Raw genomic sequence first — 15314 nt, forward strand, 5'->3', positions numbered from 1 at the left:
GCGAGGCTCAGCCCCAGTCCTCCGGCTCGGCGATGAGGTTCTCCTCCACCAGCCAGTACTCAGCGGCCTCCTGCGGGTCCAGCCCGTCGTCGCCGTCGATGAGCTGCCGTAGGGTCACCATCGCCTCGTCGTCCAGCCGGGAGGCGATCTGGTCCACCACATCAGGCATCTCCTCGGAGATCCCGGCGTGGACCACCGGGACATGCTGCTCCTCTCCGAACGCCTGTTCCCCGTCCTGCAGGGCGACCAGCGCGTGCTCCAGGATGCCCGGATGGGAGTCGGTGATGATGGCCGCATCGATCTCGGCGGTGATCACCTGATGCAGCAGCTCCGCCTCGGTGCCCGTGAGGACCTCCTCCGGCTCACAGTCATAGAGCTCCTCCAGCAGCGGCTCCGGATCCGGCAGGTCCTGCCGAATGCCGATGCGCAGTTCGTCACAGGCGGCGGCGAAGGCGGGATCGTCCGCCTCGGCGCTGAGGTCGATCTCATGCTGCTCCGCTGTGACCGTGGTGATGACCATGGCGTTCGAGAGCACGGCGGCAGCCGGCTCCAGCAGCTCGGTGCCCGGCGCCTGGGCCTCCAGCTGGGACTCGACGACGGCCAGCAGCTCCTCCGTGGACGGACCCGGCTCCACCTCCTCGGCCGTGTCGTCCTCCGCCTGCAGCTGCTCGGCCAGCGGCAGCGTCCGTGCCAGGACCATGTCGTAACCGGGATCCTGCTCCTCGGCCATGGCCAGGACGAGATCGCCGACGTCGGCGTCGCGGGGCTCCACCACCGCAGGGGTCTCCCGGGAGTTCAGCGCCAGCGAATAGATGTGCGCCACCGTCCGGTCCAGTCCGTGGTCCGGAACCGCGATGGTCCACGCACGTTCGGCCGCCTCCCCCGTCGGCTCCTGGGCAGGCGGCGGCCCCGAGCAGGCCGAGACGACGAGGAGCACCGGAAGAAGCACCGGAAGCAGGGCCGGAAGCAGGGCTGAGCGACGGCCGGGCGGAGAGGTCATGGCTGCCATTCTAGGGGCGGACCGCCGGCCTGCAGTGCGCAGCAGGAGGCACCGTGGCCGCACACGCGCGACGGCGTCCGTGCACGTCACGCGCCCTGAACGCTTAGGCTGGAGGTGATGACACGTGATCCTGCCGATGTCGAGGTGGAGCTCAGCGGTGCGGCGCCGCTGATCACCCGTCTGCAGTCCCTGCTCCACGGACCGCAGGCCGATGAGCCGCGCGCCGAGACCGCGCGCGGCTGGCTGGACCTGGCCTACGAGGCCGCCTACGGCGAACGGTATTCAGCCGCCGCTGCCGCCGCACAGGCGGGCCTGTCCGCCGCCGGCGGGCAGGACCCGGAGAACCGGCTGATGCTGCTGCGGATCCTCGCCGGCGTCCACGAGATGCGCGGCGACACGGAAGCCTCCACTCCCTACGTGACCCAGCGTGTCGCCCTGCTCCGGGAGCTGGGGCGCACGCGCCAGGCCCGTATCGAAGAGGAGCTGGGCCCGATGCTGCTGCGAGAACCCGATCACGTGGAGGGCGAGATCCTGGCCCGTGTGGCCGAGCAGCTGCGCGACGAGGATGCGACCGCTGGCCGACCCAGCCTGGAGCTGGCCGATGTGCTCTCCTCCCAGGCGGTCCGGGTGCTGCATGACGAGGGCCCCGAGGCCGCTCTGCCGGTGGTCGAGGAGGCCGTCGACATCCTCATCCGCCTGGATCGCCCCGAGGCGCTGGCCGGGGCCCGTATGTTCCTGGCCCACACGTTGCTGCTCACCGGCGAGTCCGCCCGGGCCCTGCACGTGGCCGAAGAGGTCATGGCCGCGCCGGCGAACCGTGCGGTCCGCGGAGCGATAGCGATGCTGCGGGCCACCATCCACCACCATGACGACCGGCCCGAGGAGGCGATCGCCGACGCGATGACCTCCACCGAGCTCTACGCGGCCTGCGGAGTGCGCAAGGGTGCGGCCTCCGCGGCGGCCCTGCTGGCCAGCCTGACCTCCGCCGCCGACCAGGACGAGACCTCCGTGCTGGCGTGGCGGGTCGCCGTCCAGCAGGCCGAGCTCGGTGAGTTCCCCGAATCGCGGATGCTCACCCTCGCCCTGGGCCAGCAGCTGCTCGAGCTCGAGCGGTTCGAGGAGGCAGAGAAGGTCCTCGACGCCCTCTCGGTGCGGCTGACGGGATCTTCCGAGGACGCGTCCGTGCGCGCGCGGGCGCTCATGGGTCTCGGCCACGCGGTCACCCAGCAGAAGCGCCCTCTGGAGGCCATGGCGCACTGGGAGGAGGCCGCCGCCCTCTTCCGCTCGGTGGACGAGATCGAAGAGTCGGCGCGGGCCCACCTCGCCGCCGGTTCCCTGGCGGCCTCTCTGGAGCGCCTCGACGCCGCAGAGTCGCACCACCGCAAAGCCCTCGAACTGGCCCGGACCTCCCAGGAGGACGACCCTGCGGTGCTCGTCCAGGCGCTGCATTCGCTGGGCCATCTGCTCACCCGCACCGAGGACCCCTCCGGGGTGGCGCATCTGCAGGAAGCCCTCGACGTCGCCCAGGAGCACGGCACCGACTGGCAGGTCGCCGACATCACCGACTCCCTGGCGCGCGGCTATGTGGCCCTCGGCGACGGTGCCGCCGCCGTCGCCCGCGCCCTCGACGCCGCGGACCTGTTCCTCGCCGCCGGGGACGATCGGTCCGCCGGCGGGGCGGAGATCTTCGCCGGGAAGGTCCTGCTGGAGATGGGCCGCGCGGACGAGGCCGAGGCGATCCTGCGCATGGCCGTGGGCGACCGGCAGTCCGAGCATGATCTGGTCGCCGAGGCTCTGGAAGGGCGCATCGACGCGCTCATGCGGCAGGGCAAACCCGAGGAGGCCGCCGAGCTGCGGCGGGAGCTCACGCGCCTCAAGCGCCGGATGAAGCCGTGAGACAGCTGACCGTCCGCACGCGGGCGCTGCTGATCATGGTGTTCCTCACCGTGCTCACCCTCGTGCTCGCCGGCACGGCCGCCTACCTGCTCCAGCGCGTCGAGACCTACCGGACCATGGACGACTCCCTGGCCCGGACCGTCACCGAGTTCATCCAGCTCGGCGAGGACGGCAACGACCCCGAGACCGGAGAGCCGTGGCGCACCGCGGACCGGCTCATCTACGTGGGCATGCAGCGCACGCTGCTGGCCGAGAACGAGTCCATGGTCGCGATGCGAGAAGGGAACGTACGCCAGACCCCCAACGCACAGCAGCCGGTGCGGCTGGAGAACGACCCTCAGTTCCTGGACTGGGTCCTGGCGCAGGATCCCATCACCGAGCGGCGCATCCAGACCGTGACCACCGATGTCTCCACCTACCGCGCCGTGGCCGTGCCGGTGCAGATGGCCGAGGACGACTCGCACACCCTGTTCGTGCTGGCCGTCGACGTCGAGGCAGGGATGACGGCCCTGAACCGGACGTTCCTGACCTACGCCGGAGTCGGCCTGGGCGCGGTGGCGATCACCGGAGTCGTCGGCTGGCTGATGGTCGGGCGCCTGCTCGAGCCGATCCGGCGGCTGCGCCAGACCGCCCGCTCCATCACCGAGACCGACATCTCGCGGCGCATCGACGTCCACTCCCGGGACGACCTCGGCGAGCTCACCGTCACCGTGAACGAGATGCTGGACCGGCTCGAGACCGCCGTGACCTCCCAACGCCAGCTGCTCGACGACGTCGGCCATGAGCTGCGCACCCCGCTGACCATCGTGCGGGGCCACCTCGAGCTGGTGGACGCCCACGACCCCGACGACGTCGTCGCCACCCGTGACCTCAGCCTGGATGAGCTGGACCGCATGAGTCGGCTCGTGGAAGACCTGGTCACGCTGGCAAAGTCCGCACAGGTGGACTTCCTCGCCCCGGCCGCCACCGATGTGGACCTGCTCACCGACCAGGTCTTCGACAAGGCGGCCCTGCTGGGTGACCGCAGGTGGCGGCAGGACGGCACGGCCCGGGCCGTCGTGCCCCTCGACGCCCAGCGCATCACCCAGGCGTGGCTGCAGCTGGCGCACAACGCCGTGAAGTTCTCCGAGCCCGGTTCCGAGATCGCGGTGGGCTCCGCGCTGCGCGGCGGCGCCCTGCGCCTGTGGGTGCAGGACTCCGGAGCCGGGATCAGCCCCGAGGACCAGGAGGCGATCTTCTCCCGCTTCGCCCGCGGGACGAACTCCTCCCGCACGGAGGGCTCCGGGCTGGGGCTGACCATCGTGGACAGCATCGCCCAGGGCCACGGCGGGTGGGTGGACGTCATGTCCTCCCCGGGTCATGGATCCACCTTCACCATCGTGCTGCCGATCCAGAGTCTCGAGATGCTCGAGACCGCCCGCCCGACCGCCCCGACCAGCCTGACCAGTCTGACCAGTCTGACCAACCCAGGAGGGACCCGATGAGCAGGATCCTCGTCGTCGAGGACGAAGAACGGATCAGCGCATTCGTCGCCAAAGGACTCCGAGCCGCCGGCTTCGAGCCGCACATCGCCCGCACGGGGACGGAGGCGATCGTGGCGCTGGCCAACGCCCACTTCGACCTGGTGATCCTGGACCTCGGGCTGCCCCAGATGGACGGCTTCGAGGTGCTGCAGAAGGTCCGCTCCACCGGCAACGCGGTGCCGGTGATCATCCTCACCGCCCGGTCCTCCGTGGAGGACACCGTCCAGGGGCTGTCCTCGGGTGCCCAGGACTACATGGCCAAGCCGTTCCGGGTGGAGGAGCTCGTGGCCCGGGTCCGGCTGCGCCTGCGGCCCGACCCGCAGGCGCCCAGCGGCCCCGAGGAGGTCACCGAGCTGGAGCACGCCGGACTCCGTCTGGACCTGCCCAGCCGGCAGGCCAGCGTGGACGGCCGGGCCGTGGAGCTCTCCGCCCGGGAGTTCACCCTGGCAGAGGTGCTGCTGGAACATCCGCGGCAGGTCCTCTCACGGGACCAGCTGCTGGACATGGTCTGGGAGTCCAGCTCGGAGACCAGCTCGAACGTCGTCGACGTCTACATCCGGTACCTGCGCGCCAAGCTGGGTGCCGAGCGGATCGTCACGGTGCGGGGCGCCGGATATCGTCTGGCCACTGCGGAAGAGCTGGCCCGGCGCTGACGAAGCCCAGCAGCGCCTCCGCACAGGTGAGCCGATGCTCGGCCTGCGCCTCCCAGCCGTCCCGCCGCGAGTCCCGGGCGCCAGCCACCAGGGACAGCGCCACCGAAGCCGCCCGCAGGCGCAGCGCCTGGGGATCCACCGCCTGGGCGAAGACCCGGGCGAACCGGTCCAGGGCGGCGGGGGCGTGGACGTACCGCGAGTCCACCGCCGGCAGGACCGCGACGTGCCCCAGGAAGCAGGCCAGGTCGTCCACCCGGTGCCCCGGCCCCAGGGAGTCCACGTCCAGCAGGCAGGAGATCGTCTCCTCCTGCATCAGGACGTTCGCCTCGTAGAAGTCACCGTGGGTGGGCACCACAGGGCCGCGCTGAGTGAGCGGCAGCCCCTCCATGATGGCCCGCTCCAGCCGACGGATCCGATCGGCACAGTGCGGCAGCGCCGACACGGCCGCGGAGGCATAGGCAGGAAGGCGGTCCGTCCAGGCGTCGCGCGCCGGCAGAGTCATCACCGCCGCCGGCATCGCATCGAGCAGCTGGACGAAACGGGACGGGTCGACGGCCGCGCCGCCGTCGGCGAGCAGCTGCTCCGCCAGCGACTCCCCCGCTCCCTCCTGCAGCGCGACGACGTCGCCCACCGGCTCACGGACCGGCCGCGGCGCAGGGATGCCGGCGTCAAGAAGCATCCGGTGGCGGGCATCGAGGTCGCGCGCCCGTCCGGCTCGCAGCACCTTCAGGTATAGGCGCGTGCCGTCGTCGAAGTCCGCGGCGATGACCGCCCGGCGCAGCGGCCGGTAGCTGATCGTCTCCAGGGCGACGAGCCGTCGCCCGGCTCCCCAGTGCTCCACCACGGAGGCCGGGTCGGTGGCCAGGCGCAGACCGGGAAGGCAGGGGTCCAACGGATGCTGCCAGATCGCCAGTCGGCCGTAGGGACTGTGCGAGTGGACGATGCCGTCGGCGTCGGCCGGCACGGACTCGGTCGTCATCCCCACATAGAGCTCGTCCACGTGGTCCGAGGTCTCCGTGTACACCCCGGAGGGCCAGTGCCGGGGCACCACCGGGCGGGCGGTGGCCACACGGTAGATGCCGGTCACCCCGGCGCCGGGACGGTGCTGGAGGGACTCCAGATGGATGGAGGTGGCGTAGACCCCCGTGTGCTGGACGGCCACCGAGATCGGCGAGTGGGCGTCATAGGACTCCATGAAGGCCAGCTGCTTGGCCTCCAGCTGCGCCGTGCTGGGCGAAGGGGCGGCCCGAGGGGCCTGCGGCGGTAGGTCGACGGCCATGGAGTGGTCGCGGCTCAGGCGCGTCGGCGCTTGAGCACCGCGTCGAGGTCGAGGGACTGCTGGACCGCCGTCTGGGGGCGGGTCGGCGTCGGCGGAGCGACGGCCGGGCTCGAGGCGGTCCGGCCGATCTTCACCTCACCGGAGGGCTTCGGCTCCGACGGGGTGAGCGGCTCCGGAAGGGGCCGTTCGGCCTTCTCAGCCTCCAGGTACTTCGGAAGCGGCAGCTCCCGGGGCTCCCACGGCTCGGCCGGCGAGGAGGCGGCTGCCGCGGGTGCGGCGGGCTCCTCATCAGCGGGGAACGTCTCAGCCAGATCCACCGGCAGGCCGTCGTCGTCGACCTCCTGCAGCGACCGCGGACCGCCCACGCCGCGCTCATCAGAGGTCAGGGCGTCGAACGGCGCCGTGCGGCCGGTCTGCTCCGGCACCGCCGCCGCCGTGTTCGGCACGGTGGGACGGCGCAGCCCCGCGGCGTCGACGTCCGGGTTCATCGCCTCCTGCAGGGCGGCGTCGAGACGCCGCCGCCGGCGACGACGACGGCGTGTCACGGCCATGGTGCGCAGCGTGGCCAGGCTGGCCAGCACCACGGCGGCGCAGAGCAGCGGGGTGACGACGGTCAGTGAAGTGACGGCGGCCAGGACACCGGTGACGACGGCGGCCAGCAGCGCGATCAGCCCGATCACCGTCACCAGGGTCCTGCCCCAGTGGATGGTGAGTCGGCCCGACGCCGCGGCCGCGGGCGCTCCGGTCCTCGATGCGGCGCTGGCTCCGCCGCGTGGAGTGGTCGCAGACATGCTTGCCCTTCTTCGGGAGGTCTCCGAGGGTCGGCTCGGGAGGCGCTGGGCCCGGATGATCAGCGCCGCCAGGAAGAGCCCGGCGATCAGGGCGAACAGCACCGACGAGTGGATGGGCAGGCTGGGGATCACGTTGATGATCGCCATGTCGAGGCGACCGATGCCCAGCGTCACCGTGAGTCCACCTGCCCTTCGTCGGCACCATCGCGTCCTGCACACCGGGGGTTACGCAGATCATGAGGTACGGCACCAGCGTAGCCGATCCGCGGCCCGGTTCCGGCGATCTGCGGCCGGCGACGCGAGGCGTGTCACATCAGCCGCCTCAGCAGCCCGTCACCGATCTCCTCCGAGGTCAGCGCGAAGCTGTGATGGTCCCGCCACTCCCCCGCGATGTGCAGGAACCGCTCACGCAGTCCCTCCTGCCGGAAGCCGAGCTTCTCCACCACGCGCAGGCTCGCGGCGTTCTCCGGCCGGATGCTGATCTCCACCCGATGCAGACCCCGGGAGATGAACAGGTGGTCACACGCCAGCGCGACGGCGGCGGTCATCAGGCCACGCCCGGCGTGCCCCTGATCCATCCAGTAGCCGATCGAGGTGCTGCGCGCAGACCCTCCGATGATGGGGCCCACGGTGACCTGGCCGATGAGACGCTCGGCGGCGTCCTCAGAGTCGGCGACGACATCGCCCTGTTCCGCGGGGCGGAACCACAGCAGCCAGGGCAGGTGGCTGCCGGCCCGGGCCTGGCGGGCCATGGTGCGGGCCATCTCCCGGAATCCGGCCGGGGTCACCTCCGTGACAGGATGCTCGGGGGTGGTGGCGTCCCAGGGGGCGAGCCAGTCACGGTTGGCCGCCCGCAGCGCCAGATAGCGGTGCTCGTCCCGCATCGTCAGCGGGCGGAGTCGGATCTCCCCCGCCGGGACGGCGGCTCTGAGAGTGGTCGGCCAGTCCATGGCTGTGCGTCTGCGTGCCATCGTCGGCGAGCCCCTCAGTCCCGAGAGAGCGCGAAGCTCAACGTGTCCAGCCCCAGCATGCCCAGCTGGAGGACCTCAGTGTGGAAGGCTCGCAGGTCGAAGGCGGCCCCGTCGACGGCCTCCCGCCGAGCCCGCTGCTGTTCGATGATGCGCTGACCCACCTTGTAGGAGGGCGCCTGTCCGGGCCAGCCGAGGTACCGGACGAACTCGAAGTCCAGCTGAGCCTCGGAGATCGGCAGGTGCTCCCGGAGGAAGGCGCGCCCCGCCTCCGGGGTCCAGGTTCCGCCGCCGTGTTCCCGAGGCGCCGGCATTCTGCAGTGGACCCCGATGTCGAACACCACGCGGGCGGCCCGCATACGCTGCATGTCCAGCATGCCCATCTGGTCGCCGAGGTCGTCGAGGTGCCCGAGCTCGGCCATCAGCGTCTCCGCGTACAGCGCCCATCCCTCGGCGTATCCGGAGACGAAGCAGCCGTGGCGCCGCCAGGAGTTCAGTCGGTCCTTCACCAGGGTGGCGGTGGCGATCTGCAGGTGATGGCCGGGCACGCCTTCATGGTAGACCGTGGTGGTCTCGGCCCAGGTGGTGAACCGGGTGTCCGACGGCGGCACCGACCACCACATCCGACCCGGCCGGGTGAAGTCGTCGCTGGGGCCCGTGTAGTACACCCCTCCGTCCTGGGTGGGCGCGATGCGGCACTCCAGGACGTCCATGGGTGCGGGGATGTCGAAGTGGGTGTCCTTCAGCGCGGCGACGGCGTCGTCGGAGAGGCGCTGCATCCACGCCTGCAGGGCCTCGGTGCCGTGCAGCTGCCGGGCGGGGTCCTCGTCCAGGATCCGTTTGGCCTCCGCGATGTCGGCGCCGGGGCGGATCCTCTCCGCCACCTGCTGCTGAGCCTCGACGATCCTGGCCAGCTCCTCGAGCCCCCACCGGTAGGTCTCCTCGAGGTCCAGCACGGTCCCGGTGAACACCTGGGAGGCCAGCCGGTAGTGGTCCGGACCCACCGCGTCCTCCTCGGGAGCATCGGGCAGCAGATCGGCGGAGAGCCGCTCCGCGAGCCGCTGGTAGCCTGCGGCGGCCGCGGCGACGCCCTCGGCGACCTCGTCGACCGTGCTCTCCTGGACTCCGGCTCTCCGAGCGGCGTCGACGAAGGTGCTAAGGGCACCCTCGGACCGCGCATAGTCCCGGCACTGCTCGGCCACGGCGACGACCTGTCGACGGGCCGGGACCTGACCGAGGCTGCGCGAGTGGCGCAGGGACTCCCAGTACCCGTCCAGCGCACCGGGCAGGTTGCGCAGCCGCCCGGCGATCTGGGCGAAGTCCTCTGCGGTGTCCTGGGGCATCAGCTCCAGGACCATGCGCACGTCCTGAGGCGCGGAGGCGAGGTTGTTCAGCTCGGTGCGACCGGTCTCGTGCAGGGCGACCTCCAGGCCCAGCCGTTCACGCATCGCGTGCAGCGTCACCGCGTCGGTGTGGTCTTCCGGAATGAGCCCGTCCAGCCCGGCCAGTGCCCGACGGTGCTCCGCGACGACCTCCTCCCGTCCCGCCGGGGACAGGTCGGAGTACTCGGTCTCGACGCCGCGTCGACCCAGGACCGTGGCCTGTTCGGGGCTGAGCGCGAGCAGCCGCTCGAAGTGCTCCTCGGCGTGGGCGTCGACGGCGGTGGGTGTGCGTGAGGTCATATCCGCATGCTATCGCGCGCTGATCAGGCGAGGCGCGGGCAGCGGACCCGTCGGGCCGGGTGCTACAGGTGCACGTGCAGGCGGCGGGCCGCCTCCGCCAGGGAGCCCGACAGCGACGGGTACACGGTGAAGGTGGCGGCGACGTCGTCGACGTGGATCTTCTGCGTGACCGCCAGAGCCAGCGGGAAGATCAGCTCGGAGGCGCGCGGGGCGACCACGACGGCGCCGATCACCGTGCCCGAACCCTTGCGGGAGAAGATCTTGACGAAGCCGTCCTTGACGTTGGTCATCTTGGCCCGCGGGTTGGTGGCCAGGTCCAGCTTCACGACGTCAGCCTGATACTTCCCGGAGTCCACCTGCTCCTGGGTCACCCCCACAGTGGCGATCTCCGGAGAGGTGAACACGTTGGAGGCCACCTGGTGCAGCTTCAGGGGCTTCACGGCGTCGCCCTGCATGTGGGAGATCGCCACCCGGCCCTGCATGGCGGCCACGGAGGCCAGCGGCATGACCCCGGTGCAGTCGCCCGCGGCATAGACGTTGTTCGCGGTGGTGCGGGAGACGCTGTCCACCAGGATGTGCCCAGACTCGGCGGTCTCCACCCCGCACTCGGCCAGTCCGATGTCCTCGGTGTTGGGGATCCCGCCCACGGCCATCAGGCAGTGGGAGCCCTCGAGCACGCTGCCGTCGGTCAGGGTGACGCGGACTCCCTCGGCGGTGCGCTCCACCGCCTCGGCACGGGACTGGGAGGCGACCTGCACGCCGACCCGGGCGAAGGAGTTCTCCAGCACGCGGGCCGCGTCGGCGTCCTCACCGGGCAGCACGCGGTCCCGCGAGGAGACCAGGGTGACCCCGGCCCCGAGGCGCCGGTAGGCGGAGGCGAACTCGGCACCGGTCACGCCTGAGCCGACCACGATCATGTGCTCGGGCACCTCGGTGAGGTTGTAGGCCTGGGTCCAGTTGAGGATCCGCTCGCCGTCGGGCTGCGCACTGGGCAGCTCCCGCGGGTGCGCCCCGGTGGCGACCAGGACGGCGTCGGCCTCCACCAGCTGCGTCTCCCCGCCGGCAGTGGTGACCTCGAGGTGATGCGGCGGCACCAGTCGACCGCGGCCCCTGATGACCGTGACCCCGATGGCCTCCAGGGAGGCCTGGATGTCCCGGGACTGGTCATGGGCGAGCTTGAGCAGACGTTCGTTGACCTTGGAGATGTCGGCCCAGGCCTCGGTCTCATAGGCGTCGCTGCTGTGGTCTCCGAAGCGGACGCCGAAGGCGGTGGAGGCGTTGACCCGACGCATCGCATCGGCGGTGGCGATCAGCGTCTTGGACGGCACCACATCGGTGAGGACCGCCGAGCCGCCGAGCCCCTTGTCCTCCACCACGGTGACCTGGGCCCCGGCGTCGGCGGCGACGAGCGCGGCCTCATATCCGCCCGGGCCGCCGCCCAGGATCGCAACACGGTCAGGGGCGAAGTGCGTGCGGAAGTCAGGTGAAGTCACGGGGACCATTGTGCCGACTCGTCGGGGGTTTTCATAGCTGGCCGGGGGACCGCCCAGGTAGATTGGTGTCGATGAGCGAGAACATGCAGCACGTGGCCCATGAGCCCGACCTGACCCCCACCAACGACCCGACCGCCCCGGCGAACAAGCTCGCCGAACAGGCGGCGTCTGTCCTGCTCGAACGCGCCGGCGTCGACGCCTTCGACCTCGCCTGCACCCTGGGCTCCGGATGGGGCGAGGCCGCCGGGCAGCTCGGCGAGCAGATCGCCGAGATCAGCGCCGACGACGTCCCCGGCTTCCACGTCTCCGGGGTCTCCGGCCACACCGGCACCCTGAAGGTCTTCCGCACGCCCGCCGGCGCCACGATCCTGGTGGTGGGCGCCCGCACCCACTACTACGAAGGGCGCGGCGTGGACGCTGTGGCCCACGGAGTGCGCACCGCGGCAGCGGCCGGGGCGCGGACCATGGTGCTGACCAACGGCTGCGGCGGACTCGACCCGGACTGGGCGCCCGGGACTCCCGTGCTCATCAAGGACCACATCAACCTCACGGCGACCTCCCCGCTGCGCGGGGCGCACTTCGTGGACATGACGGACCTGTACTCCCCACGGATCCGGCAGATCGCCCGGCAGATCGACCCTGCGCTGCCCGAGGGCGTCTACGCGCAGTTCCCGGGCCCGCACTACGAGACCCCCGCCGAGGTCCAGCACGCCCGGATCATCGGCGCCGACCTGGTGGGCATGTCCACCGCGCTGGAAGCGATCGCGGCACGGGCCGCCGGCATGGAGGTCTTCGGGATCTCCCTGGTCACCAACCTGGCCGCCGGCATCTCCGACGAGCCGCTGAGTCACCAGGAGGTCCTCGACGCCGGACGCGAAGCCGCCCCGCGCATCGCCTCGCTGCTGGCGAAGATCATCGCCGGATCCCTGGAGGACTGAGGAGGGCTGGATCTCCCGTCGTGCTCGCCGCCGCGCCCGGATAAGCTGGACCCACCCGCTGGACACCAGGGTGAGCCCACGACCGAGGAGCTGAGACGAGTGCCGGAGACCACGAACGTCACTGTCAAGGACGAGCTGCGCAGCACCGTCCGCCGCTGGATCCAGCTGGATCCGGACCCCGCCACCCGCGGAGAGCTCAGCTCCCTGCTGACCCGGGCCGAGGGCTCCGACGCCGAGGCGGCCGACCAGCTGGCCCGACTCTTCGCCGGTCGGCTGGCGTTCGGCACCGCCGGGCTGCGTGCCGAACTCGGCCCGGGCCCGCTGCGCATGAACCGGCTGGTGGTCCGGCAGACCGCCGCAGGGCTGCTGCGGCACGCCGAGGAGAAGCTGGCCGAGGCGGACGGCGACGCCGCGGGCGCGCGGCGGATCGTGATCGGCTACGACGCCCGCCACCAGTCCGACGAGTTCGCCGCAGAGACCGCCCAGATCTTCGCGGCGGCCGGCTGGGAGGTCCACGCCTTCGACCGGCCGGGCCCCACTCCCCTGCTGGCTCGTCAGGTGTTGGTCCGGGACGCCTCGGTGGGTGTGATGGTGACCGCCAGCCACAATCCGCCCCGAGACAACGGCTACAAGGTCTATCTGGGCGGCGTGCTGTCCCGCCTGCTGGAGCCTCACGGCCGCGGTGCCGGAGCGCAGATCACCGCCCCGGTGGACACGCAGATCGCGGCGACCATCGCCGCCGTGGTGGCCGAGGAGTTCGCCGGCGACCTGGAGGTCCGGCCGGCGGCGGCCCCGCAGATGCCCGAGGGCACGCTGCCCATCGACGACGACGCCCGCGCCGCCTACCGGGAGGAGGCTCTGGAGCTCCTGGATCCGGCGGAGTTCCCGCACCGGGACCTGACAGTCGTCTACACCGCCATGCACGGAGTGGGCGGAGAGATGGTCACCGAGCTGCTCGGCAAGGGCGGCTTCGCCCGCGTGGTCCCGGTGGCCGAGCAGTTCGACCCCGACCCCGACTTCCCCACCGCGGACTTCCCCAATCCGGAGGAGCCCGGCGCCCTGGACCTGGCCCTGCAGGCCGCCGCCGAGCACGACGCCGACCTGGTGCTCGCCAACGACCCCGACGCCGACCGGCTCTCCGCCGCCGTCGTCGACCCCGCCACGGGCCGGTGGCGGCAGCTCTCCGGCGACGAGATGGGGGCGCTGTTCGGCGCCCATCTGCTGCGCCGGGGTCCGCTGCGGGGCGCCGCGGACGGCGCGGCGCCGGTGATGGCCAACTCGATCGTCTCCTCCCGGCTGCTGGAGCGGCTCTGCGAGGTCCGCGGCGTCGGCCATTCGGCCACCCTGACCGGATTCAAGTGGCTGGCCCGGGTGGAGCACATGAGTTTCGGATACGAAGAGGCCATCGGCTTCAACGTCGATCCGACGCACGTCAAGGACAAGGACGGCGTCTCGGCGGCGCTGATCTTCGCGGAGCTGGTCGCCGATCTCAAGGCCCGCGGCAGCTCGGCCGTCGACGCCCTGGACGAGATCGCCGCCGAGGCCGGGGTGTTCGTCACCGACCAGGTGACCATCCGGGTGGACGACCTCAGCCAGTTGGGCGAGGTCACTGCGGGGCTGCGGGCGGAGCCGCCGGCCGAGATCGCCGGGGCCGCCGTCGTCGAGGCCCTGGACCTGACCCGGGACCCGCTGCCCGGCGGTGTCCTCGACGAGGCCACCGTGACCGACGCCCTGATCTACCTGACCGCGCAGGGCGATCGCGTGATCGTGCGGCCCTCCGGGACCGAGCCCAAGGTCAAGTGCTATCTGGAGGCCGTGGCCGACACTCCCGGCGTCGACTCCTCCACCGAGGCCATCGCGGAGGCACGGCAGCGTGCCGCTGCGCGGCTGGGCGAGCTCCGTGAGAGCATGGAGCGGCTTCTCGGCTGACCGCCGCAGACGGCATCCACCATCCCTCGGCCGACCCGCCGAGACACGACCTCAGCGACACCCGCGCAGGAGAGACCCATGAGCACCACGCCCGACGGCGCCCCTGTCCCCGCCCCCCGCGACATGGCCGGCCTGATCGACCACACCGTGCTGAAGCCGGAGACCGACGAGTCCACGGTGCGCCGTGTGGCCGCCGAGGCTCGCGAGCACGGCTTCGCTTCGGTGTGCGTGAACCCGCGCTGGGTGCCGCTGGTCGTGGAGCTGCTGGACGACAGCCCGGTGAGGACCTGCACCGTGGTCGGCTTCCCGCTCGGCGCCACGACGACGGCGGCGAAGGTCGCCGAGACCCAGGAGGCGACGGCCTCCGGCGCCGAAGAGATCGACATGGTGGTCGACATGGCCGCGGCGAACGCCGGTGACGCCGAAGCGGTCGAGTCCCAGATCCGGGCGATCGCCGAGGCGGCGCACGCCGGGGGCGCCACCCTGAAGGTCATCCTCGAGACCGCCCTGCTCAGCGAGTCCGCCAAGGAGCTCGTGTGCCGGGCTGCTGAGGCCGCGGGCGCGGACTTCGTGAAGACGTCCACGGGCTTCGCCGGCGGCGGGGCCACGGCGGAGGACATCGCCCTGATGCACCGGCTCGTGGGAGGCCGCCTGGGCATCAAGGCCTCCGGCGGTGTGCGCACCTACGAGGACGCCGTCGCGATGGTCTCAGCGGGGGCAACACGCATCGGCGCGAGCTCCTCTCTTGATATCGTGGGAGCAGACGACACGACGTCCGCAGCCGGCGCCGACGCCAGCTACTGAGCAGCGGACATCGACCACTGGCCGCCCAGCGGGGCCATGAAGACTTCCTCAGGGGGAACCACCACATGATCAGCAACGGCAAGGTCAAGGCCTACTCCGGCCAGGGCAACCTCGTCGGCAATCTCATCGCCTTCCTCTTCGTGTTCGGCCTCCTGGTCGGCTCAGTGGTGGCCATCGGCTTCTGGAGCCTGGAGAACGCCTGGATCCCGGGGCTGTCCTTCATGGCCCTGTGGACCCTGGCCTTCTTCGTGGCCAAGGAGGTCATCGGACGGTCGGACTCGCTGGAGCACCAGGACCTGCACGGTGAGCACGGCGATGCCGTCGAGCCGAAGGCCCACTGACCGCTCTGCCCCGCGCT

The 15314-nt window shown here is 71.5% G+C and carries 13 protein-coding genes; 7 read left to right on the forward strand and 6 right to left on the reverse strand.

What is annotated here, in order from left to right; genetic code table 11:
- Positions 1-7: 7 nt before the first annotated feature.
- The gene (locus Q7C18_RS14165) at positions 8-1000 is read right to left on the reverse strand and encodes a glycine betaine ABC transporter substrate-binding protein (RefSeq protein ID WP_311025923.1); all 993 of its coding nucleotides are present in this window, start codon (positions 998-1000) and stop codon (positions 8-10) included.
- Between the two features lie 117 nt (positions 1001-1117).
- Between Q7C18_RS14165 and Q7C18_RS14170 the strand changes: the two genes are divergently transcribed.
- From Q7C18_RS14170 to Q7C18_RS14180, 3 genes are read left to right on the forward strand one after another with little or no spacing between them, the layout of a single operon-like run.
- On the forward strand, positions 1118-2896 hold the full coding sequence (locus Q7C18_RS14170; protein WP_311025924.1) for a tetratricopeptide repeat protein: 1779 nt from the start codon (positions 1118-1120) through the stop codon (positions 2894-2896).
- Positions 2893-4380: a HAMP domain-containing sensor histidine kinase gene (locus tag Q7C18_RS14175; protein WP_311025925.1), complete on the forward strand. Its 1488-nt coding sequence runs from the start codon at positions 2893-2895 to the stop codon at positions 4378-4380. Before Q7C18_RS14170 ends, Q7C18_RS14175 begins: the two co-directional genes overlap by 4 nt.
- Complete coding sequence (locus Q7C18_RS14180; protein WP_311025926.1) at positions 4377-5072, forward strand: response regulator transcription factor; 696 nt, start codon at positions 4377-4379, stop codon at positions 5070-5072. The genes Q7C18_RS14175 and Q7C18_RS14180 overlap by 4 nt, the downstream gene beginning before the upstream one ends.
- Here Q7C18_RS14180 and Q7C18_RS14185 read toward each other — a convergent pair.
- The 5 genes from Q7C18_RS14185 to Q7C18_RS14205 form a co-directional block, all read right to left on the reverse strand.
- Positions 5014-6351 (reverse strand): hypothetical protein, encoded by a 1338-nt coding sequence (locus Q7C18_RS14185; protein WP_085437533.1) that lies wholly within the window; start codon positions 6349-6351, stop codon positions 5014-5016. The genes Q7C18_RS14180 and Q7C18_RS14185 overlap by 59 nt on opposite strands.
- Before the next feature lie 14 nt (positions 6352-6365).
- A complete protein-coding gene (locus tag Q7C18_RS14190) occupies positions 6366-7316 on the reverse strand; it encodes a hypothetical protein (protein WP_311025927.1) in 951 nt (316 codons plus the stop codon).
- Positions 7317-7450: 134 nt separating this feature from the next.
- Complete coding sequence (locus Q7C18_RS14195) at positions 7451-8113, reverse strand: GNAT family protein (protein ID WP_311025928.1); 663 nt, start codon at positions 8111-8113, stop codon at positions 7451-7453.
- 14 nt (positions 8114-8127) lie between these two features.
- Positions 8128-9792: a DUF885 domain-containing protein gene (locus Q7C18_RS14200; protein WP_070159803.1), complete on the reverse strand. Its 1665-nt coding sequence runs from the start codon at positions 9790-9792 to the stop codon at positions 8128-8130.
- A 62-nt stretch (positions 9793-9854) separates the two neighbouring features.
- The gene (locus tag Q7C18_RS14205) at positions 9855-11294 is read right to left on the reverse strand and encodes an NAD(P)H-quinone dehydrogenase (RefSeq protein WP_070159801.1); all 1440 of its coding nucleotides are present in this window, start codon (positions 11292-11294) and stop codon (positions 9855-9857) included.
- A gap of 62 nt (positions 11295-11356) precedes the next feature.
- Between Q7C18_RS14205 and Q7C18_RS14210 the strand changes: the two genes are divergently transcribed.
- From Q7C18_RS14210 to Q7C18_RS14225, 4 genes are all read left to right on the forward strand, one after another.
- Positions 11357-12223: a purine-nucleoside phosphorylase gene (locus tag Q7C18_RS14210; protein WP_311025929.1), complete on the forward strand. Its 867-nt coding sequence runs from the start codon at positions 11357-11359 to the stop codon at positions 12221-12223.
- A 99-nt stretch (positions 12224-12322) separates the two neighbouring features.
- Positions 12323-14152, forward strand: a complete 1830-nt coding sequence (locus Q7C18_RS14215) for a phospho-sugar mutase (RefSeq protein WP_311025930.1) — start codon at positions 12323-12325, stop codon at positions 14150-14152.
- Between the two features lie 78 nt (positions 14153-14230).
- On the forward strand, positions 14231-14956 hold the full coding sequence (gene deoC / locus Q7C18_RS14220; RefSeq protein WP_070161529.1) for a deoxyribose-phosphate aldolase: 726 nt from the start codon (positions 14231-14233) through the stop codon (positions 14954-14956).
- A gap of 65 nt (positions 14957-15021) precedes the next feature.
- On the forward strand, positions 15022-15297 hold the full coding sequence (locus Q7C18_RS14225; protein ID WP_070161531.1) for a hypothetical protein: 276 nt from the start codon (positions 15022-15024) through the stop codon (positions 15295-15297).
- The last annotated feature ends 17 nt before the right edge of the window (positions 15298-15314 follow it).

The sequence above is a fragment of the Nesterenkonia sp. CL21 genome (assembly GCF_031705515.1).
GTDB classification, from domain to species: domain Bacteria; phylum Actinomycetota; class Actinomycetes; order Actinomycetales; family Micrococcaceae; genus Nesterenkonia; species Nesterenkonia aethiopica.